General features: G+C 47.1%; 21 protein-coding genes. 4 read left to right on the top strand and 17 right to left on the bottom strand.

The genetic code is table 11. The features are described 5' to 3' along the window. Window positions 1-5: 5 nt before the first annotated feature. From cysQ to gspC, 14 genes are read right to left on the bottom strand one after another with little or no spacing between them, the layout of a single operon-like run. Window positions 6-839 (bottom strand): 3'(2'),5'-bisphosphate nucleotidase CysQ, encoded by an 834-nt coding sequence (gene cysQ, locus OCU77_RS16540; RefSeq protein WP_048900042.1) that lies wholly within the window; start codon window positions 837-839, stop codon window positions 6-8. A gap of 13 nt (window positions 840-852) precedes the next feature. Beyond that, a complete protein-coding gene (gene nudE / locus OCU77_RS16545) occupies window positions 853-1,404 on the bottom strand; it encodes an ADP compounds hydrolase NudE (RefSeq protein WP_048900041.1) in 552 nt (183 codons plus the stop codon). Window positions 1,405-1,426: 22 nt separating this feature from the next. Then, entirely contained in the window at window positions 1,427-2,185 is a 759-nt protein-coding gene (locus tag OCU77_RS16550; protein WP_048900040.1) for a type II secretion system protein N, read from the bottom strand. 2 nt (window positions 2,186-2,187) lie between these two features. Then, complete coding sequence (locus OCU77_RS16555; RefSeq protein ID WP_048900039.1) at window positions 2,188-2,664, bottom strand: type II secretion system protein M; 477 nt, start codon at window positions 2,662-2,664, stop codon at window positions 2,188-2,190. Next, the gene (gspL, locus tag OCU77_RS16560; RefSeq protein WP_239686043.1) at window positions 2,661-3,974 is read right to left on the bottom strand and encodes a type II secretion system protein GspL; all 1,314 of its coding nucleotides are present in this window, start codon (window positions 3,972-3,974) and stop codon (window positions 2,661-2,663) included. The genes OCU77_RS16555 and gspL overlap by 4 nt, the downstream gene beginning before the upstream one ends. Further along, on the bottom strand, window positions 3,943-4,983 hold the full coding sequence (gene gspK / locus OCU77_RS16565) for a type II secretion system minor pseudopilin GspK (RefSeq protein ID WP_048900037.1): 1,041 nt from the start codon (window positions 4,981-4,983) through the stop codon (window positions 3,943-3,945). Before gspK ends, gspL begins: the two co-directional genes overlap by 32 nt. After that, on the bottom strand, window positions 4,980-5,648 hold the full coding sequence (gene gspJ, locus OCU77_RS16570; RefSeq protein WP_048900036.1) for a type II secretion system minor pseudopilin GspJ: 669 nt from the start codon (window positions 5,646-5,648) through the stop codon (window positions 4,980-4,982). Before gspJ ends, gspK begins: the two co-directional genes overlap by 4 nt. Continuing rightward, complete coding sequence (gene gspI, locus OCU77_RS16575) at window positions 5,635-5,994, bottom strand: type II secretion system minor pseudopilin GspI (RefSeq protein WP_048900035.1); 360 nt, start codon at window positions 5,992-5,994, stop codon at window positions 5,635-5,637. Before gspI ends, gspJ begins: the two co-directional genes overlap by 14 nt. After that, window positions 5,991-6,575 carry a type II secretion system minor pseudopilin GspH gene (gspH, locus tag OCU77_RS16580; protein ID WP_048900034.1) on the bottom strand — a complete coding sequence of 195 codons (585 nt, stop codon included), beginning with the start codon at window positions 6,573-6,575 and terminating at the stop codon, window positions 5,991-5,993. The genes gspI and gspH overlap by 4 nt, the downstream gene beginning before the upstream one ends. A 25-nt stretch (window positions 6,576-6,600) precedes the next feature. Continuing rightward, a complete protein-coding gene (gspG, locus tag OCU77_RS16585) occupies window positions 6,601-7,035 on the bottom strand; it encodes a type II secretion system major pseudopilin GspG (RefSeq protein WP_048900033.1) in 435 nt (144 codons plus the stop codon). Window positions 7,036-7,055: 20 nt separating this feature from the next. Then, the gene (gene gspF / locus OCU77_RS16590; RefSeq protein ID WP_048900032.1) at window positions 7,056-8,276 is read right to left on the bottom strand and encodes a type II secretion system inner membrane protein GspF; all 1,221 of its coding nucleotides are present in this window, start codon (window positions 8,274-8,276) and stop codon (window positions 7,056-7,058) included. Next, window positions 8,276-9,772, bottom strand: a complete 1,497-nt coding sequence (gspE, locus tag OCU77_RS16595; RefSeq protein ID WP_107303106.1) for a type II secretion system ATPase GspE — start codon at window positions 9,770-9,772, stop codon at window positions 8,276-8,278. The genes gspF and gspE overlap by 1 nt, the downstream gene beginning before the upstream one ends. After that, entirely contained in the window at window positions 9,772-11,787 is a 2,016-nt protein-coding gene (gspD, locus tag OCU77_RS16600; protein ID WP_048900030.1) for a type II secretion system secretin GspD, read from the bottom strand. Before gspD ends, gspE begins: the two co-directional genes overlap by 1 nt. Window positions 11,788-11,825: 38 nt before the next feature. Next, complete coding sequence (gene gspC, locus OCU77_RS16605) at window positions 11,826-12,728, bottom strand: type II secretion system protein GspC (protein WP_048900029.1); 903 nt, start codon at window positions 12,726-12,728, stop codon at window positions 11,826-11,828. A gap of 292 nt (window positions 12,729-13,020) precedes the next feature. On the opposite strand from gspC, the gene hslR reads away from it, so the two are divergent. The 4 genes from hslR to OCU77_RS16625 all read left to right on the top strand — a co-directional run bounded on the left by hslR (window position 13,021) and on the right by OCU77_RS16625 (window position 18,679). Then, a complete protein-coding gene (hslR, locus tag OCU77_RS16610; protein ID WP_048900028.1) occupies window positions 13,021-13,428 on the top strand; it encodes a ribosome-associated heat shock protein Hsp15 in 408 nt (135 codons plus the stop codon). 25 nt (window positions 13,429-13,453) lie between these two features. Beyond that, the gene (hslO, locus tag OCU77_RS16615) at window positions 13,454-14,329 is read left to right on the top strand and encodes an Hsp33 family molecular chaperone HslO (protein ID WP_107303108.1); all 876 of its coding nucleotides are present in this window, start codon (window positions 13,454-13,456) and stop codon (window positions 14,327-14,329) included. Window positions 14,330-14,652: 323 nt separating this feature from the next. Next, window positions 14,653-16,284 carry a phosphoenolpyruvate carboxykinase (ATP) gene (gene pckA, locus OCU77_RS16620; protein ID WP_048900027.1) on the top strand — a complete coding sequence of 544 codons (1,632 nt, stop codon included), beginning with the start codon at window positions 14,653-14,655 and terminating at the stop codon, window positions 16,282-16,284. Between the two features lie 196 nt (window positions 16,285-16,480). Next, window positions 16,481-18,679: an AsmA family protein gene (locus OCU77_RS16625; protein WP_048900026.1), complete on the top strand. Its 2,199-nt coding sequence runs from the start codon at window positions 16,481-16,483 to the stop codon at window positions 18,677-18,679. On the opposite strand, the gene OCU77_RS16630 is transcribed toward OCU77_RS16625, so the two are convergent. From OCU77_RS16630 to OCU77_RS16640, 3 genes are read right to left on the bottom strand one after another with little or no spacing between them, the layout of a single operon-like run. Then, window positions 18,625-19,554, bottom strand: a complete 930-nt coding sequence (locus OCU77_RS16630; protein ID WP_048900025.1) for a bifunctional GNAT family N-acetyltransferase/hotdog fold thioesterase — start codon at window positions 19,552-19,554, stop codon at window positions 18,625-18,627. The two genes, OCU77_RS16625 and OCU77_RS16630, sit on opposite strands and share 55 nt — an antisense overlap. Before the next feature lie 46 nt (window positions 19,555-19,600). Then, complete coding sequence (gene dtd, locus OCU77_RS16635; RefSeq protein WP_048900024.1) at window positions 19,601-20,038, bottom strand: D-aminoacyl-tRNA deacylase; 438 nt, start codon at window positions 20,036-20,038, stop codon at window positions 19,601-19,603. Further along, window positions 20,035-20,985, bottom strand: coding sequence for a virulence factor BrkB family protein (locus OCU77_RS16640; protein WP_048900023.1), 951 nt, complete (start codon window positions 20,983-20,985; stop codon window positions 20,035-20,037). The genes dtd and OCU77_RS16640 overlap by 4 nt, the downstream gene beginning before the upstream one ends. Between the last annotated feature and the right edge of the window lie 15 nt (window positions 20,986-21,000).

Consider the following 21,000-nt stretch of genomic DNA (forward strand, 5'->3'; position numbering starts at 1 on the left):
TACCACTACTCCGCATTCATCATACGATCGTCGGGTGTCAGGATCTTGTCCCACGGTAAGTGCTCATCCCCTAGTGTAATAAAATTAGGGTTCTCTAGCGTATTACGCTCGTTATAAGACAGTGGCGTTAGGTGGGTATTTAAAATGCGTCCACCCGCCTCTTCAACAATACACTGGGTTGCTGCAGTATCCCATTCACCGGTAGGCCCTAAACGCAAATAGCAATCGACGGCCCCTTCGGCGACTAAACAGGCTTTCAATGCCGCTGAGCCTAATGGCACTAAATCGTAATTCAATGCTGGGTCTAATCGGTCGGTGATCGCTTGAATATTCTGGCGACGGCTAATCGCAACAGCAATCGACTGGGTTGATAGCTCATGCTTGTGAGTAGCAATACGAAAGGTTTCGCCATCGGGTGTAATTTTCCATGCGCCTTTGCCTTGGTAAGCATAATAAGTCACCCCTGATACTGGCGCATACACCACCCCCATCTTAGGCTGGTTATTTTCCACCAACGCTATGATAGTGGAAAAATCACCACTGCCAGCGATGAACTCTTGCGTACCGTCGAGTGGATCCACCAACCAATAGCGATCCCATTGACTGCGTTCTGATAACGGAATACTTGCGTCTTCTTCCGACAGTACTGGGATGTCAGGTGTTAGTTCCGACAGCTGCGCCATGATCAATTTATGCGCCGCCAAATCAGCACTTGTCACGGGAGTATTGTCTTGCTTGATTTGTTTCTCAAACTGACCGCGCTGATAAATATCAAGGATCACTTGCCCTGATGCACGTGCTATTTCTATTACTGATGGGATAAGGTTCGACAATTCCATCGCAAACTCCTTGTTAATTAGCCAGCTGCTTTAATGCTAAAAACAGTGCCGTAATACTACGCGCTTCAGCAAAATCAAGATGGCTAATTAACTCTTCACCTTGGCTTACAGGCCAACGCACTAACTCCAATGGTTCAGGTTCATCCCCTGCTAGCTGCTCTGGGTATAAACCTTGAGCCAAAAACAGGGTCATTTTGCTAGAAAAATACGATGGTGCTAATACCACTTCTTTCAATGGTGTCAGCTGGCTAGCACCAAAGCCAATTTCTTCTTTTAGCTCTCGATTTGCCGCATCAGCTGCGTTCTCACCCGGGTCGATAAGCCCTTTAGGAAAACCTAACTCATAACGATCAGTACCAGCGGCATATTCCCGTACTAACAAAAGATCGCCTTCTGCCGTCACAGGAACCACGAGCACAGCATGGCGCCCACTCGGCTTCATGCGTTCATAGGTGCGTTCGACCCCATTTGAGAAACGTAAATCAAGTGACTCAATTTTAAATAAACGAGATTGAGCAACAACCTCGGTCGAAAGAATTTGGGGTTTCTTATTATCAGCTGCCATGCTGTTGTCCTATTCGTTATGCTTATAAACGGCCGTTAAAATTCAAGTTATACCGCCCTTTACCATCAGGATCACCCAACCATTTCAGTTGTTGCCCTAATTGTGATGGAAATTCAGCCCCCGGCTTAAACCAACCCGATAACTTATAACTGTAATTCGGGGCCAATGATGCCTGCCAATCACTCGACACATCCGCTGACGATTGATTGGTTGTTGCCAAGACACTGCCATCATTACAGCTTAAATCCGCAATCACAGCACCAGGGTTGATCCCCCCAAGAGGAGAAGAAATATTGGCTGTTGACCACGCTAAAGAAGCATCGAGGGTTGAGCAAAAAGGCTGCGCATGAAGATAATCACGCACCGTTAATTCTAGCAAGCCATCCACTTTGATTGGCGCTGGTACACGGGCATACTTAATCACTTCCGTGGCCGGGATCGAGACTAAAAAATTATTAGCAAACGCACCTGACATGCCATAGCCAATAACACCTCGCCCATCAACTCGCATTTCACTGCCTTGACCAAAGCGTACCGTGAAGGCCACTTTGCCTGTAAGCAGTGCACTCGGGTTGAAACGCCACTGCACTTGGCCTAATTGATATTGCTGCCAGCGCACTTGCGTCGCTCGACCTTCCCAAGGCGTCCCCTGGATCCCTGACACATTCAGACCATGGATCATAGGGGCTTGTAACCATAGCCAGCTTGCTGGCACGTGGGCAATGACACTCCCCACCAGTACCGCACCAAATGATGTTCCAAGGAGTAGCTTATACTTCACACTTAACCTCGACCCAGCTGTAAACGGTTCACTTCGACTACACCGTTTTGATCGGCTTTCGAAATATCTAGAAACTGCGCATCGATACCATGCTCATCACGCAAGAATGCCAACCAATTCACTAACGTATTAAAAGGTACTGGTTTAACCCATACTTGAACCGCTTCACTGCGAGGTTGCATGCGGATAAGTTCAATCCGAAAGCGAGTTGTCGTTTCATTGACGACCTGGTTAAGACCTTTATCACTGATCCCTGCACTACTGGATGAGTTGCCGCGTAAACTGACAATTTGATTGGCTTTTTTACCCACCCAGTCTAAAAGCTGACGCTCACTATTAATGCGTTGCTGAGCTGTCTCTGCGCGAGTCGCTAAGGGTTGCCACAGTCCCCAATAGAATACGGCAATCAACAATGCACCACCTGCACCCAGCATCAAACGTTGTTCGCGAAGGCTAAGTGCTTTCCACCATGCTTTCATGATTTTCTCCTCAGCACTACAGCACCGTTCACTTGGTTACCTTCTTTACTTAACTGCCCTTGCTGCACCGTAAATTCAGCGGCTAACAGGGTACGCAGTTGTTCAAAATGCTGGAATTCAGCGGCTGTTGCTTGCAAGCGTAATTCACCCCGATTTTGATCGTATTTTAAGTTACTGAACGCAACTTGGGGTACCTTCTTAAAAATAGGCTCTAGCTGAGCTAACCAAGGCAATAACCCCTCTTGATTACCACCACCACCGAGCCGTGACAATTCACTCTCCATCTGGCGCTTCAAGTAGCTTTGCGTTGGAATATTACGAAAATTCGGTAATACCTGACGGAAGATGCGCTCACTCTCAGTACGGTATGCCTGAGCTTGTTGTTCCATGCTCTGTACCGACAGCACGTGCTCTGCAATCATCGCCGTGATCACTAACCCTGCCGCTATTGCGACCTTTCGCCATGGCTTTATGTACTTACGCCAAGCCGACTGCGGTTTGTAAGGACCCGATAGCAAATTAAGCTTGCTCTGCTCTGCCCCTTTTGCCAATAACTCCATCACCAACTCAGGCGTTTGCGCCTTCCACTGACAGGGAATCGCATCTGGCTTCGGCGTATAGTGATGAATCACAATATCAGCCGCGTTTGGAATATGTGCTTCAGCAAGGTGTGCTTCATCCGCTGCATCATGGCTGTCAGGTGCATCGCTCTCGGCTAAGTCATCAGATTCATCTGTCTCTGGCGTAGCAACGATAGGAGCATTTTGCGCTAACAGCCAACTACCAAGCCAACTGCTCTCCGCTGCAACACCTTGTGTTTCTGATTGACGAACTAACCATTGCTCATCCAATTGTGCCGCGGTATAGCCATGTTCAAATAGAGGTAAACACAAGGCATCAGGTAGCAGTTTCTTCACTTCCATGCCCGCATCGTCAAGCGCACTTAACCATGCTTGAATACGTTGATGCTCCACAACCGCAACATGAGCAATATCACCCTCACGCTTAAGTAAATGTACGTGCAAAGCATCAATGTCTTGCGCTAACTCTTCTTCCAGTAAGAAAGGCAATACTGCCGCTAACTGGCGGCCACTGCCCGTTGGGATAGCAACTTGAGTGAGCAAAATATCTTGTGCAGGCGCCAACGCCAGCACTTGTCGCTGCGCAGCGTAATCAGCTAATTCATTTAATTGGGTCATATCACTTAGCTGACCTGAAGCAATCACTTCATTCTGCTGTGACGACCACACCAACCAAGGCACTGGTTGGTCAGGGCGGCTACTTAGCCTGATTGTCAGCAACTCGCTCACTGATTCCTCCATAACGGCGACGGACTACCGTCACCTGTTTTTGTTCGTCACGTTTCAGCAAGGCCACGACGCGAACTCGGGCACGATCCACTAATATTTCAGCATCCAGCTGAAAGTAATCGCTTTTAATATCTATATGTTCTTTCGCTTTAGATTGGATAGCACCATCAATACGGGCTATCACATTTTCAGCAAAAAACTCATCTACATTTTGCCAACCGTCATAAGGACGATTAGTCAGTAACGTTTTAGCATCAGACACAGACAATTCAGGGGTAAATAATGCAGCAAGTAACGCGGCATTATTTTCACTGACTGTATTCACATTCAACTTAAACGTATCAACGGGTAAGGCACAGACGGCACGCTTCACCTGATTAAACGCTGTCGCCGTGACCCCATTCACCGCACGTAATTCACTCATATCAGCCATTAAGTGATTGGCAGGTAAATAGGCTGGCTTAAAGCCTTCGTAAGTACTGTCTTCAGCACCAAAAGCTGATTGCACCGTATCGTCTGGGTCTACGAACTCCCACGCAGACTCCGTCATCACTTCAGCTTCGTAACTTTCAATGCCCGATTCTTCAAGCAACGCTTGCAATACCTTGATCAAATACGGCTTGGTACTGCGGTCAGGCTCTGGCGCTACAGCAGATAATGCATTTAAATTAAAACACGCTTGGCGATCGAGAATATCCCCCACAGCATCGCCCCCCTCTAAGGGATAGCGTTGACCTTTGGTCGCCCAAGCCTGACTCAAATTCACCGTATCACTGTCATCAATACCTTCTTTTATCGCGACTTTTGCTAACGCTTCCAAGCCCATGCTGTACCAGTAAGCTTGTTGGTGTTGGATTTGACTCTCAACCCGATAGAAATTGTGCTGAAGGCGATCTGTCATTTGCACAGCCAGTAAGGTCATCATCGCCAGCAGCATCAAAACAACAATTAAGGCGACGCCTTGTTGTTTCTTGGCCGGTTTCTTCGCTAACTTCACGCGAGGGATCATGCGTTATCATCCTCGTTGTTACTTTTCGCTAAGCCCGACTCAGGTACTAAATAGACCCGCTCAATCTCACCGATATCTTTCAGCGTTAACCGCACTTCGATCCCTTGAGGCAAACTACCTGCTTGCTCCCATTTATCGGTCCATTTTTTATCACTGAAAAAACGAAACGACAGTTTAGTCACATCCGCTAATACCTCTCGTACCAGCGGCTCAGCACCCGCCACATTGTCTGGATAACGAAACCATACTCGCTCTAACTTATCGTCGATAATGCGATAGCCAACACGCACCACCTCTCCACGTGGAAACATTTGCTGTGGGTTTTGCCAACCTAAGCGCGTAAACATGATCCCTTCGCTGGATGAATCCAAGACATACTCACCGGCGAGTAAATATTTATCATTAGGCTTTTCACCTTGGCTACGCGTTTTACGGGCAACAATTTGGCGAAAGTCGTTATCCATCATCACGCTCATTCGCTGAATTGCTTTGAGTCGTGCATTGTGATCGCGTGACTGTTCATCACTGCGCTGAACACCATTCAACACTTGATACGCTGATAAACTCAGCATCGCGAAAACGGCGATGGCCACCAGCACCTCAAGCAACGTAAAACCTTGCTGCAATTGGCGTGCATGGCTAGGGACTTGTTTAGTTGGCAACATAGGTTCTCACTGTCACGACCGATTGCTTACGCTCTTTATCTGTCGCGACAACCATTTCGACGGCGCGTAGATAACCATCTGTTGTTTTAGTACTCGACGCTGTCCAATACCATTTACGACCTGCTAACTCACTTTCACCGCGCTTACTAGAGGTTGGGATTTTGCCATTCAACTGTAAACGCGCTAATTCATTATCAGCCACCATGGCAGCAAAGGTTTTCTCTTCTAAATAGCCCATGGTGTTAATGTGTTGGCTCACTGCTTTCATGACACTCAAGGCCGCGGTCGCGAACACCGCGAGTGCAACCAACACTTCTAATAAAGTCATCCCACGTTGAGTTTTCATCGGCGTGACTTCCTTTCTGGCATTTCTTCACCCGGTGCCAATAAGTACAATTCACCGAGTTCATCAGCGCGAACTTGCCAAAACTCATTCTCACCGTCAATTTCGAACGCCAAGCTAAATGGGGTGTATTCACCACTCGCCATGACAATCAATTGGGGCGGTTTCACTTTCTTCTTATCAGTTTGTTCAGCAAACAAGTCTTCATCAAACAAGGTGCCAGGCTTAAACAAGCGATCTTTGTCTTGCCATGCATAACCACCCAACTCAACTTCCAGCGTGACATCATCGCCCACCTCAACCTCGCTGAAATAGCGTGATTCTTTGATGGGTTGCCACTCTTGACCCGTTAACTCAAGAAACTGATAACGGTGTCGCTCGATGCGAATACCGAAATCCATACCGTTAAGTAGTGCATCTTCACCAAGTAGCTGCACTAATTGATAGAAACGCGCCGCTTCTTCTTTGGCCTTATCATCATGACGCTCAGGTAGTGTTGCTATTACAGCCACCGCACTGGTCGCCAAGAGTACCAGTACCAACATGATTTCAATCAGCGTAAAGCCTGCAGCACGTTTCATCATTCTTCTTTTACCAAGACTGCTCGACTTAGAAGTCCAGCATGTTCCAGTTACCAATGTCAGTATTCACGTCTTCACCGCCTTCCTGACCATCTGCACCTAGGCTAAAGATATCAACTGCACCATGCTCACCAGGCATCACGTAGTTGTACTCATTACCCCAAGGGTCGTTTGGCAGACGCTTAATGTAACCGCCGTTGCGGTAGTTACGCGGCTCTGGGCTTGACGACGGTTTAGACACTAACGCGTCCAGACCTTGGTCTGTCGTTGGGTATACGCTGTTATCCAACTTATACATGTCCAATGCCTGCTCTAAAGCACTAATATCTGTAACCACTTTCTGTTGGTCGGCTTTTTCTTTGTTACCTAGTAAGTTAGGTACAACTAGACTTGCTAGTACCCCTAGGATCACAATCACGACCATAACTTCGAGCAGCGTAAAACCGCGTTGTTTGCGTTGCATTAACTTAACCTCCAAAAGAATTACATTCCGACCATGTTATTGAGTTCAATGATCGGCATTAAGGTAGCAATAACAATGAACATCACTATGCCCGCCATTGCTACGATTAATAAGGGTTCAAAAACGCCTAACGCCATATTGACGAGGGATTCAAAATCACGGTCTTGGTTATCAGCTGACCGTGTTAGCATTTGTTCAAGCTCACCACTGCGTTCACCGCTGGCAATCATGTGCAGCATCATAGGTGGGAACAATTTGGTTTGCTCTAGCGCGATTCGTAAGCTCGAGCCTTCACGCACTTTATCGGATGCTTCAATAATTTGCTGATTCACCCAAGTATTGGTCATCACGTCAGACGCAACCTTCATGCCATCCAAAAGAGGAATAGCACTCGAGGTACAAATTGATAAGGTACGCGCAAAGCGAGATGTATTAAGACCACGGGCAACTTTCCCAATCACAGGGATCGTTAATACCCAGCGATCCCAACGCAAGCGAAAGTCCGGCTTTTTCAGGGCAGTTTTCACTCCGGCAACCAAAGCGGCAATGACAATCACCACGACAATGCCCCAGTTCTGCACAAAATCACTCGCCACCAACAAGACTTCCGTAATACCCGGTAATTGCTGACCCATTTGTACAAACTGGTCGACAATTTTAGGTACAACTGTGGCTAACAAGAAAGCGACCACAGAGACAGCCACCAGCGTCAACATGGTTGGATAGATCATCGCTTGCTGCAGTTTACTGCGCATTTGCTGACGGTTTTCAGTGTAATCCGCCAAGCGGTTCAACACGGTATCAAGGTGGCCGGATTTTTCGCCCGCCGCCACCATGGCACGGAATAACTGATCAAACACATGTGGGTATTCCGCCATACTGTCTGACAAGGTATAACCTTCGACGACCCGTGAACGAACGGCTAACAGCATATTCTTCAAACGGGGCTTTTCGCTTTGTTCAGCCACCGCTTTTAAACATTCTTCCAATGGCATTGCAGCTTGTACTAGCGTGGCAAGCTGGCGCGTGATCAGTGACAGGTCATGAGTACTAATGCCGCGACGAAACGAAAAACTGCTACTCGCTTTCTTCTTTTCTCGTTCATTGGTCTGTACCACTTCCGTGGCCATTAAGCCTTTTTCACGCAGCTGCTGGCGAACTTGGCGGGCATTATCCCCTTCCAGTACGCCTTTTTTCTGTCGTCCCTTGCTATCAAGGGCTTTGTATTCAAATGCCGCCATTAGCCTTCCTTGGTCACTCGCATCACTTCTTCAAGCGTAGTAATACCTGAGCGTACTTTCGATAAGCCATCATCACGAATGCTTGGTGTGTACTCACGCACGGCGCGTTCAATTGCTTGTTCACCCGCTTCAGCATGGATTAACTCTTGAACACGATCATCGATCATTAACAGCTCATGAATACCGGTTCGACCACGGTAACCTTTGTTATTACAGTGCTCACAACCAACAGGGTGATAAAGCGTTAGTGATTCATGCTCAGGCACATTAAACAGTTTTTTCTGTTCAGGATTGGCTTCATACGGATCACGACACTCTTTACACAGCGTACGCACTAAGCGCTGTGCTAATACACCTAAGAGCGAGGAAGACACTAAGAAAGGCTCGATGCCCATATCACGTAAACGAGTGATAGCACCAACGGCGGTGTTGGTGTGAAGGGTCGACATTACCATGTGGCCCGTTAACGATGCCTGCACAGCAATGGCCGCGGTTTCTAAATCACGGATCTCACCCACCATGACCACATCAGGATCCTGACGCAAGATAGCACGCAGCCCTCGGGCAAACGTCATATCAACTTTAGCGTTGACTTGGGTTTGCCCTATTCCATCGATATCAAACTCAATCGGATCTTCAACCGTTAAAATATTACGCTCTTGGCTATTCAGCTCTTGTAAGCCAGCATACAAGGTGGTGGATTTACCCGAACCTGTCGGGCCTGTTACCAAGATAATGCCATGTGGACGATCGATGATTTTACGGAAATTAGCATGGTTAGCCGCGGTCATACCTAGGCTATGCAAATCAAGACGGGTGGCATTCTTATCTAACAAACGTAAGACCACACGCTCACCGTGAGACGATGGCATGGTCGATACACGCACATCAACGGCACGTCCACCGATACGCAGTGAAATACGCCCATCCTGTGGCACGCGTTTTTCCGCAATATCAAGTTTCGCCATGACCTTGATCCGCGAGACCAGCAGCGGTGCCAGTTTACGGCTCGGCTGCAAGACTTCACGCAGAACCCCATCGATACGAAAACGGATCGACAAGACTTTCTCAAAGGTTTCGATATGGATATCAGAAGCAGCTTCTTTGATCGCTTCCGCTAACATGGCGTTGATCAATTTAATGATCGGCGCGTCATCTTCTGATTCGAGCAAATCTTCAGTTTCTGGCAGATCTTCTGCCAGTGAGAAGAAATCATCACTGTCAGACCCCAGATCTTCCATTAGCTGACGTGCTTCGGAAGAATCGCGCTGATAAGCCTCTGTGAGCTTAAGCTCAAACGCTTTGACATCAAGTTCAACAGGCGTAAAACCTCGCGCAGCAACACGGCGCACTTCCGCCAATACTGAGGCAGACAACGTGCCTGAGTACAGCAACTGCCAACCTTGCTCGCTAGCTTCTAGTACCACCTGATGGCGCTTAGCAAACGAGAAAGGTAAACGGAAAAACGGCTGCGTATCAGCAGCGAAGGTGCTCATTACTGATTCTCCAACTGCGCCACAAATGCACGCACTTCAGCAGGCAGTGCAATATCTTCACCGTATTTAGGTAGCACTGGGATCTGCGTATTTGGCATTAACTTCAGACCTTTATCCGCCTTATAAAGCTGCTCGGCACGAATATAGTTGTACTTGCGTTGAGTAATACCATCGGCCGTCACCCCATCACGAATAATGGTTGGTTTAATAAACACCATTAAATTGGTTTTACTGGTAGTGGTATTGGTCGATTTAAAGAGATGCCCTAAAACAGGGATATCACCCAAAATTGGAATTTTTGACTCACTCTCTTTGGTGTCTTCGTTAATCAAGCCACCTAATGCCAGCATCTGACCATCTTGGACTAACACCGAGGTATTAAGCTGACGTTTCGCAAAACGGACATCCACCGCGCCATTCGCCCCAAGTACACTCGAGACTTCTTGTTCAATTTTAAGCTGAACAGAATCGCCTTCGTTGATTTGCGGAGTCACATTTAGCTTGATACCCACTTCCTTACGTTCAATCGTTTGGAATGGGTTGTCATTATTCGAACTTGACGCTGAACCTGTCACAACAGGGACTTCTTCACCGACGATGAATGACGCTTCGCCGTTATCCATGACGGTTATGCTTGGGCTAGATAGAATGTTGGAATTGCTGTCGGTTGATACCGCATTCACCAGCATGGTCCAGTCCCCCATCACGATCCCCATCATGGCACCGTTCACACCACCAAGGGCTTTACCCAAAGTACTGTAATCACCTTTTTTATCAGGGTTAACCGTAATATTACCATTAGAGTCAGTAACCGTTGTTCCCTTCACATCTTCTGCTTCTTTCAAACCAATCGCATACTGTGAAATCGGTACACCTGAGTTAGCAAACTGCACCACACCGCCTTGCAGCGAGCCCCATTGCACCCCAAAGTTAACACCGTCACCTTCCGAGATTTCGACGATCATGGCTTCAATCAGTACCTGAGCACGACGAATATCCAGCTGAGCGATCACATTTTCTAGCGCACGCATCACATCTGGCGGCGCAGTCAGCACAAGTGCATTGGTATCTTCGTGCGCAGAAATCATCACGGTATCTTTGCTAGATGAAGCACTACCTTTCGAGCTGTTGCCTTTTTTCTCTGATTGAATGTTGTCAGAGACACCTTTGAGTACATCAACCAAGTCTTCAGCATTGGCGTATTTCAAATACACCACGCGATTATTGCCCGAGGAGGCCATTTCTTTATCAAGCTGGCGGATCAAACGCTTTAGGCGCGCACGCACTTTCGGGTCACCAGATAAAAGCACCGCATTGGTACGGTCGTCAGCCACGAGCTTTGGCTGTAAGAAACCCGGGGTTGCTTTGGCATCGGCAGTTTTGTTCAACGCTTCAACAATACGTACCATTTCCGCTGCCGAGGCATTATTTAGCTCAACGACATCAATTTCTTTATCACCTGCACGGTCTACGCGCTCAATGATCTCCGCTAAGCGATTCACGACCGCAGCACGGCCCGTGATCATGATGATGTTGGCTGGGTCATAGTGCACAACGTTACCTGCGCCCGCATTATCATTCAGCTGGCGCAATAGCGGCGACAATTCACGTACCGAGACATTACGCACTGCAATCACACGCGTCACAACGGCATCGCCTGTTACACCATCTTTGCCGTCAACAACCGGGATAGCAGAGATCTTGGCATCTTTATCACGAATAACTTTAAGTACGCCGTTTTCCATCTCAACCACAGCAAAACCGTACACTTCCAATACATTGAGGAAGAACTGGTAATACTGCTCATCATTGAGTAAATCGTAACTACGCACGTTCACTTGACCACGTACCGCAGGATCAACAATGATAGTTTTTTCTAGGTTTCTACCAACAATGTTGATGAACTCTTGAATATCGGTGCCTTTAAAACTGGCGCTGAATTCACTGGCTGATACGGTGCCACATAGCAAACTACCCAGTAGCAGCCAAGCGCGCTTATTCATCCATCTTTTCACTAATCTCTCCTGCGTATTACGCATGCTTGCTTTGGTTGCTACTGCAACTCAATATAAATATCGTGTAACTGACCTTCACGCTCTACTGTTAACGTAAAGCTGGTCGCTTGAGAAAGCTCAGTCCAGAGCTTCGCCATTACGGTTGGATCGGTTAAGTCATTGCCATTCAGACTAACGGCAAGATCATTCGCCTTTAGACCAACGGCGTCGAATAACACCCGCTCTTTACCTGGGTTAACGCGGTAGCCAATCAGGTCACCATCTTTTTTAACTTGGGAAAGGCGAATGTAACTAAAGAGGTTTTGGGGTTTATCGAGGATTTCTTGCTTTATTTTACTTAATTGCTCACCAGAGACATTCCCTTGGCGAGTCGTTGCTTGAGGTTTAGCACGTGGGACTGGCGCAGTATTCGCTTTCACTTTACCAAACTCAACACCATCGAGCATCAAGGTTTCATCACGGCCGCTATTACGGATAATCACCCGATCAGCGTAGACCGCTTGCAGGGTCGCACGTGTACCATCAATGGCTTCACTCAAGCCATAAGTATTTTGCTTACCTTGATGTGCAATCACCGCCAGGCTCGTTTTATTCTGCGAACTCGCCACGACACCAACTAACCGCAAATTCAGGCGGGTTTGAGGCGCGTCTTGTTTAACTGGTTCTTGCTTAACCACAGGCGCATCTTGTTGGTAGTTGCCAAACAAGTTCATCGCAAGAATGTCAGACACTTTAAAGCCAGCTTGCTGACCGGAGGCTGCCATTTGCGCTTGAGGTTGCCACCTTGCCACTGCCGTGGTCGGTTGCACTGCCGCCCAAATTAAACGTCCAAGGATCCACGCTAACATCACCACTAAAAGCCAAGTAAAGCCGCGGGTTAATGTTTTCGTCGATATTGGTTTTTTGTTGGGCAACATGTCCAACCATTTCGATACAACCATATAAAATCCGTGTTGAGTTGTTTTATAGAGCTACGTTATATGTGTGACGGACGATACAGAATACTCTGAGATAAGGTTGCACACAGCAATTCTTTACATGATCCCCGTAATATACAGAGCAGATCACGAAAAAAACACACTAGCTATCAATAGACTAGCCATTTAGATGAATTAATTCCCATTTTAGCGTTGAAAACTCGATCATATATCACCATTTACTTGTCTTAACCCGCAGCTGACGCTATTGCAGTAATATGCTATTTTTAGCGCCCAAATTTGCTAAGGAGCACGTGTGAGCCACCGTTCAAACGCATCAGAAGATACCCAAGTTCGCCTAGATAAATGGCTTTGGGCGGCCCGTTTTTATAAAACACGCTCAATCGCCCGTAATATGGTTGATGGTGGTAAGGTGCATTACAACGGCCAACGTTCAAAGCCGAGTAAGCTGGTTGAACTCGGTGCAGAAATACGAGTACGACAAGGCAATGAAGAAAAAACCATTATTGTCGTTAAATTGTCGAGTGCTCGTCGCGGCGCTCCCGAAGCACAAACTTTGTATCAGGAAACTGAGGACAGCATTAAACAACGCGAAGAGCATACAAAATTACGTAAACTCAACGCATTCGATAATCCAAGTCCAGAGAAGCGTCCTGATAAGAAACAACGACGCGATATAATTAAATTTAAGAGCAGTAACTAAATTACCTGCTGGAGAAGACATGAATATGACAAACGACAGTCTGTATCGTTACCTATTTGAAGGTGTTTCTGTACGTGGTGAATTGGTACAGCTTGCCGACACCTATCAACAAATCATTTCCAGCAAGGAATATCCAGCACCAGTACAGAACCTGCTTGGTGAACTCCTCGTTGCAACTAGCCTTCTTACGGCAACATTAAAGTTCGAAGGTTCAATCACAGTTCAGCTTCAAGGTGACGGTCCAATCAAGTTGGCTGTAATCAACGGCGACCATGATCAGAAAATGCGCGGTGTCGCACGTTGGGATGGTGATGTACCAGCAACAGGTAACATTCACGACTTGATCGGTAAAGGCCATATGGTCATTACCATCACACCAACAAAAGGTGAGCGCTACCAAGGTGTAGTTGGTCTTGAAGGTACAACACTGGCTGAATGCCTTGAAGGTTACTTTGCAAATTCAGAACAACTTAAGACGCAAATCATCCTGCGCGTTGGCGAACACGAAGAAAAAGCAATGGCTGCTGGCATGTTGCTACAAATCATGCCTGATGGCCAAGGCAGTGCCGATGACTTCGATCACCTGTCTCAGCTAACGAGCACTGTGAAGAACGAAGAGCTGTTTGGCTTAAAAGCCGAAGACGTTCTATACCGTCTTTACCACCAAGAAGAAGTGAAGTTGTTTGAACCGCAGCCTGTTGAATTCCATTGTGGTTGTTCACGTGAACGCAGCGCTTCGGCTATTTGTTCAGTAGAACGTGCAGAAGTAGAAAAAATCTTAGCAGAAGAAGGCAAGGTTTCTCTACACTGTGATTACTGTGGTACGACTTATGACTTTGATAGTGTTGACGTTGCAGCATTGCATGAGAATGCGTCTGCTGGTGACAACCAAGTACACTGATTAATTTTTGTCCCGTATTAACTGACAGAAAAGATCATAATAGCCGAATTTTATTCGGCTATTTTTTTAACTGAAGCACACTTTTCTCCCCGCCTTACATTCATTTTTCACGCCTAAATATCGCTTTTTTCAAGAGAAATATTAATTTCGAGACCTAGCGCAAATGGGTAACACCCCTGTAAACTAACCAACCCAATAACGTTAAATAAAATTACTTAACCGTAACAAGTTAATGGTTAATTTTTGATAAACCTCCCTGAATTACCCCTTTAGGGTTGTTAGCATGGTCAACAGTTAAACTACATCTTACCCAAGGAGCACCTATGACTGTCCTTAACGTCGAAAAAAAGGTTGCAAAAAACATGGAACTGTCGAAATACGGTATCAAAAATGTTACAGAAGTAGTGCGTAACCCTTCTTACGAAGTTTTATTCGAAGAAGAGACTAAACCAGGCCTAGAAGGATACGAAAAAGGTATCGTCACAGAGCTTGGTGCAGTATCAGTCGATACAGGTATTTTCACAGGCCGTTCGCCAAAAGATAAGTTCATCGTTAAAGATGATACGACCCGCGATACCCTATGGTGGGCCGACCAAGGCAAGAACGACAACAAAGCTATTGACCAAAATGTCTGGAACGATCTAAAAACCCTAGTAACAGGTCAACTTTCTGGCAAACGTCTGTTTGTTATCGACGGTTACTGTGGTGCCAACCCTGATACTCGCCTATGTATTCGTGTCATCACTGAAGTGGCATGGCAAGCACACTTCGTGAAAAACATGTTTATCCGCCCTACAGAAGAAGAATTAGAAAGCTTTGAGCCAGACTTTGTCGTCATGAATGGCGCGAAGTGCACCAACGAGAAGTGGGAAGAGCACGGTCTGAACTCTGAAAACTTCACGGTCTTTAACCTCACAGAAAAAATGCAGCTCATCGGTGGTACTTGGTACGGCGGTGAAATGAAGAAAGGTATGTTCGCCATGATGAACTACTTCCTTCCGCTGCAAGACATCGCATCAATGCACTGTTCTGCCAACATGGGTGAAAACGGCGACGTTGCAGTATTCTTTGGTCTATCCGGTACGGGTAAAACGACCCTATCGACCGATCCTAAGCGTGCGCTAATCGGTGATGACGAACATGGTTGGGATGACAACGGCGTCTTCAACTTTGAAGGTGGCTGTTACGCCAAGACCATCAACCTATCCAAAGAAGCAGAGCCTGATATCTACAACGCTATCCGTCGTGATGCATTGCTAGAAAACGTGACGGTACGTGCTGACGGCGCAATTGATTTCGACGATAACTCGAAAACAGAAAACACCCGTGTGTCTTACCCTATCTACCACATTGAAAACATTGTTAAGCCAGTATCGAAAGGTGGCCATGCTAACAAAGTGATTTTCTTATCGGCAGATGCATTCGGGGTACTACCACCCGTCTCTAAATTGACACCAGAGCAAACTAAGTACCACTTCCTATCTGGCTTTACCGCTAAACTAGCAGGTACTGAGCGTGGCATTACAGAGCCAACGCCAACCTTCTCTGCGTGTTTCGGTAATGCGTTCCTAACCCTGCACCCGACGCAATACGCAGAAGTATTAGTAAAACGTATGGAAGCCGCTGGGGCAGAAGCTTACCTAGTAAACACAGGGTGGAACGGTACTGGCAAACGTATCTCGATCCAAGATACCCGTGGCATCATTGATGCCATCCTTGATGGTTCGATTGATACTGCAGAAACAAAAGATATTCCAATCTTTAATCTAGAAGTACCAACCTCGCTACCAGGTGTTGATCCAGCGATTCTTGATCCTCGTGATACATACACTGACCCACTTCAGTGGGAAAGCAAAGCTGAAGATCTGGCACAACGCTTTATCAATAACTTCGAGAAGTACACAGATACGACGGAAGGCGCATCACTTGTAGCTGCTGGCCCACAAGTCGACTAATCACGGTATGCACTAATTACCGAACACTAAACACCTAAGCCCCTCTTGCAGGGGCTTTTTTACATATCACTGTCACCACGATCCCCCCTCATAACTAACATAGTTAGCTTCATGCTTTTTTATTCCACGACTTGCCTAGACTCGGCTTTTACGCCACTCTGAATACTTCACAATATACTGAAGTAGTGAGAGCGCTATGCGACTATTCGGAAAACTGATCGCAACCTTAACCATCATGGTGCTATTGGTTCTCACGATCGGTTTAGCCTTATTACACACCCGTCATGCTGCGCCAGTGATCGGGCAGCTCACCCAAGCTCTGAGCAACTACCAATTCGATGCCGAAGCGATCTCTTATACCATCACCGACCCTTGGCACCTCACGATTGAACAACCCACAGTGATCGAGCCAAATCAACAAGTCCATCAAGCACAGCAAGTGCAGCTGTGGTTAGCACCTCGTGAGACATTGCTTGCTTGGTTTGGGCTCACGTCATCAAGTAACCCTACACCCAGTAATCAGACTCAGCCAGCGGTACCGCTCTGGTACTTTGATAGCATCCTGATCACTGATGTCGACATTACGCAAGCTGAACAACCAAATCACGAACCGAGCCAAGCACAGTATCAAAGTCAGTTCCCAGCAATTTTCACCCACCGGCTGGCTTTAAAGCAGATGAATCTTACTACCCCAAGATTCACGCTACACAATGGGCAAGTTCAGCTCGATAACTGGCAACCCAGTGCTACCTTCTGGGGCAACTTTTCAGGGGATTTTCGCATTGCTGCCCCACAAATCAATTGGCAACAACACACCTTTACTGATCTTTTAGTGGATGGGGAAAAAACAGGCGGGCATCAAGCAGAAGAAGCATGGCGTATTTACGGTTATTCGTTTGACTGGTTAGGCACCAGCATCAATGGCCAAGCACACTTTCTTCCTGACAGTCGTCAATGGATACTGGATCAAATTACAGTGGCCAATCTTCAGTTTGAATCGACATTAACCACTCATCAATTAGCACAACAAGCTCATGATTTAATTGCTACCACCCTCAACCAAGCTAGCGATCATAACGATGACTCTCACCAAGCGGCGACCACGCTGACTATCGGCCGACTGGATGTGGTAGATAGTCAAATCGAACTCGCCGATTTATCCCTTAACCAACTCAATTTATCGCTGCTCAATTGGCAACAAGGGGATTCATACTGGCAACAAAACGACAGCCAATTATCACTCAGCGCCGACAGTGTTTTATGGCATGAAACATTGTTTGACGGCCCACTGTTGGATCTGCGTTTTACCCCTGACACGATTTTCATTGAAGGGCTTTCTAGCAAAGTGTGGCAAGGTTACCTCCGCACTAAGGGTCAGGTGACACCTAAGGCGATTCACCTTAACCAATTAACGCTAAATAACATTAAGGCTTTTTTACCGCCGCAATGGTCAACCCAAATAGCCACGTTATTCGCACCCTATGAGGCCATTGACATCCAAACATTAGACGTTGGCTACCTTCAGCTGACCGATACCAATCCCAAACAGCCTTTCCAGCTTAGTGGAGTCAATATCGACGGCAATACGCTACGCATCAAGCAAGGCAAGCGTTATGGGTTATGGCAAGGAAAGATCACCGCTAACGCAGGCTTTGCCAGCATTCACACTGTCGAACTGGTGGAACCCTATATCAGCACTCATAGCCAAGCGGGTAACTGGCAATTGGATCAACTGACCCTTCCATTCAAAAACGGCTTGCTCGAAGCGACAGGGCAATGGGCACTCTCGCAATCCGCTCAACCTTGGCAAGTTAAAGTCACAACAGACAGTGCACCATTATCAATCCTCCAGCAATGGCTTGGATTGCCTTTGCCGCTTGAGGGAAAAGTTGACTCGAGTATTGCGTTAAGTGGCTTAGCCCATAACCGCACCAGCTTTAATTACAGCTTAGAGGGGGCAATTCAAGCGGATTTCCGTGATACTCACTTGATCAGTACACCCGCGGCATTTAGCCAGCAACTAGCTAACTGGCGACTAAACCAGTCTCAGTTCTCAGCTCAGGCGCAGCCCAAACAAAGAGTAAGACTAGCTGCACAATCACGCTCCCAACCAAATTTCTCTGCCGATGCTTTACCCTCTTCAGCACCATCCCTTATTGCAATCTCACCACTCACGATCACCAGTGATCGCGGGCGCATAGTACTGCAGCCATTTCAGATTAAAAACGCGGAGATTCAAGCGATACTGGAGGGGCAATGGGATTTGGTGCAACCACAAAAACAAAAACTGCGCCTAAATGTGGCGCAGTCATGTCATCAGTTTGAGCGACTTTGGCAGTATCAACAGCCGCCTGAGTCAGTCTCACTATCATCTTGTGACGGAAACAGCATATAAGTGCCAGTAAAGGTAGACGCAAGGTGATCACCGCTGAAAACAGTGACTTCCACCGTTACTCGCCCTTTGCGGCCACTGGCTAAGCGATCGAGATCGCCACTTAAGCCTTCCACCGAGGCAACGGCGCGCGGTCGCTCTTTCACTGCCGCACTATAGCGAATATGGCTATCCACCAGCACAATATCAGCATTGAGCTGACGCTCTTTGAGCAGCATCCAAATAAAGCCCCAACCCGCTAGAGTTGCCATGGTAAAGATGCTGCCGGCAAACATGGATTCATTAGGGTTTAGATTCGCATTAAAGAGCGCGCTAACCTCAAAACGATAACCTGTATATTGGCTAATTTTGATCCCCATTTTATCGCTAATCGGGATCTGGTATTGCCATAATTCTTGCAGTGCTTGGCACCATTCAGGGTGGCGTACCACTTCGGTCAGTGGATCAAGGTGCTTCAGCATTTGCTGGTGACGAACAGGGCCTCGCTCATCACTCAGTTCTCCCTGACTATCAAAGCCATTTTTCAGATAAAAAGGGATCGCGTCTTCGCGGGCGTTACACACCAAGCGCTTGGCCCCTTCTTGGCGCGCTAGTGACTCTAGAGCCATTAGCACTAATGCCCCCATCCCTTTATGGCGATAATCAGGATGAACCGCCATGAAGCGCACTTGCCCATCGTTATCAGGCGTCATATACAAACGGCCAATCGCAATAGCTTCACCTTTATCATCCACAATCATGCGATGACAACACAGCTCATCGTAAGCATCCCGCTCCGATCCTGCAGGCATGTGCCATGGCTCACGTAGCATCCGCCAACGAAAGTCGTAGTAACGCGCTAATTCTTCATCAGTTTTTGGGGTGATAAGTCGAAACATGAATTCCCTCTCTTGATTACCTTACCCACAGCCACATCGAACAAGGCTATACCTGAAGCCAGAATGTCACTGGACCATCGTTTAACAGTGCCACTTTCATGTCAGCAGCAAAGATACCCGTTTCAGTTTGGATTTCTTTACCCTTACAACATTCGACAAAGTATTCGTACAGTCGTTCCGCATCAGCAGGCGCTGCACCTTTTGAAAAGCTAGGACGCATACCGCTATTAGTATCTGCGGCCAGCGTAAACTGAGACACCACCAACACACTGCCACCCGCTTGTTGAACGTTAAGGTTCATCTTACCCGCGTCATCTTCAAACACGCGATAGCCCAACACTTTGTCACGTAATCGTTGCGCTTTTTTCTCATCGTCGTCTTTCTCAACGCCAAGCAAAACTAATAACCCTTTACCAATTGCTCCTGTAACTTGACCATCCACAGTCACACTGGCTTCACTAACGCGTTGAATAAGCGCAATCATTCCGTTCTTTCCTTTTTAGTATCTACATCATTTTCCGACACTGTCGTCTTATTTTTCGGACATGGCGGTGTTGTGGCGCGCTCATGTTGCAGTGGACACCACTGCGATCGCTCACCGAGGCTAGCGGTAATTTCAGCCCCCAGCAATACAATACACCAACACAAATAAACCCATACAAATAAAATTGGGATCACCGCCAATGCACCATAAATCACTTGGTAAGACGGAAAATTCGTAATATAGAGGGCGAACCCTTTTTTACTGGCTTCAAACAAGACACTGGCGATCAGCGCACCAATTAAAGCGTGATTGAACTTCACTTTGGTATTCGGCACCAACAAATACAACCCCAGAAAGGCTAAACTCGACATCACCACGGGTAAACCACGCAGCATTTGCTGAAAAAAGCCATTCACCAATTCACTGCCCAGTAAATTCAGCGATCCTAGGTATGAACTCACCGCAATACTCGACCCCACTAAAATCGGGCCCAAGGTGAGCACCATCCAATAGATAGAAAAAGAGATAACAGGGCGACGCTTTTCGCGTATACGCCAAATATAATTCAACGCCGTGTCGATGGTAGAAATCAGCATCATGGCCACCACAAACAAGGCGCCGATACCAACGGCCGTCATCTTGCCGGCATTGGCAACAAATTCATTGAGGTAGGTCTTTACAATCTCACCCGCTGCGGGCACAAAGTTTTCAATCACAAAGTTTTGCAATAATTCGCCTAATCCAGCAAACACAGGGAAGCTAGACAGTGCCGACAACACCACGGTTATCATCGGCACTAACGATAGCAAGGTCACGTAAGCCATAGAGCCCGCCGTCACCGTTAATCGATCATGGGTGGCACGTTGTTGCAGGTAACGCAAGAACGCAAACCCTACCTTGACCCGCTCCAATAATTGCAACTTGCTAGTTGTCTTGTTGTCAGCCATATTCATTTAATCTAT

The sequence above is a fragment of the Photobacterium swingsii genome, from assembly GCF_024346715.1.
GTDB lineage: Bacteria > Pseudomonadota > Gammaproteobacteria > Enterobacterales > Vibrionaceae > Photobacterium > Photobacterium swingsii.

Bases quoted from the DNA above. Each gene is read 5' to 3' on its own strand.
- cysQ (WP_048900042.1), bottom strand. From the start codon at position 839: ATGGAATTGTCGAACCTTATCCCATCAGTAATAGAAATAGCACGTGCA.
- nudE (WP_048900041.1), bottom strand. From the start codon at position 1,404: ATGGCAGCTGATAATAAGAAACCCCAAATTCTTTCGACCGAGGTTGTT.
- OCU77_RS16555 (WP_048900039.1), bottom strand. From the start codon at position 2,664: ATGAAAGCATGGTGGAAAGCACTTAGCCTTCGCGAACAACGTTTGATG.
- gspK (WP_048900037.1), bottom strand. From the start codon at position 4,983: ATGATCCCTCGCGTGAAGTTAGCGAAGAAACCGGCCAAGAAACAACAA.
- gspJ (WP_048900036.1), bottom strand. From the start codon at position 5,648: ATGTTGCCAACTAAACAAGTCCCTAGCCATGCACGCCAATTGCAGCAA.
- gspI (WP_048900035.1), bottom strand. From the start codon at position 5,994: ATGAAAACTCAACGTGGGATGACTTTATTAGAAGTGTTGGTTGCACTC.
- gspH (WP_048900034.1), bottom strand. From the start codon at position 6,575: ATGATGAAACGTGCTGCAGGCTTTACGCTGATTGAAATCATGTTGGTA.
- gspG (WP_048900033.1), bottom strand. From the start codon at position 7,035: ATGCAACGCAAACAACGCGGTTTTACGCTGCTCGAAGTTATGGTCGTG.
- gspF (WP_048900032.1), bottom strand. From the start codon at position 8,276: ATGGCGGCATTTGAATACAAAGCCCTTGATAGCAAGGGACGACAGAAA.
- gspE (WP_107303106.1), bottom strand. From the start codon at position 9,772: ATGAGCACCTTCGCTGCTGATACGCAGCCGTTTTTCCGTTTACCTTTC.
- gspC (WP_048900029.1), bottom strand. From the start codon at position 12,728: ATGGTTGTATCGAAATGGTTGGACATGTTGCCCAACAAAAAACCAATA.
- hslO (WP_107303108.1), top strand. From the start codon at position 13,454: ATGACAAACGACAGTCTGTATCGTTACCTATTTGAAGGTGTTTCTGTA.
- pckA (WP_048900027.1), top strand. From the start codon at position 14,653: ATGACTGTCCTTAACGTCGAAAAAAAGGTTGCAAAAAACATGGAACTG.
- OCU77_RS16625 (WP_048900026.1), top strand. From the start codon at position 16,481: ATGCGACTATTCGGAAAACTGATCGCAACCTTAACCATCATGGTGCTA.
- OCU77_RS16630 (WP_048900025.1), bottom strand. From the start codon at position 19,554: ATGTTTCGACTTATCACCCCAAAAACTGATGAAGAATTAGCGCGTTAC.
- dtd (WP_048900024.1), bottom strand. From the start codon at position 20,038: ATGATTGCGCTTATTCAACGCGTTAGTGAAGCCAGTGTGACTGTGGAT.
- OCU77_RS16640 (WP_048900023.1), bottom strand. From the start codon at position 20,985: ATGGCTGACAACAAGACAACTAGCAAGTTGCAATTATTGGAGCGGGTC.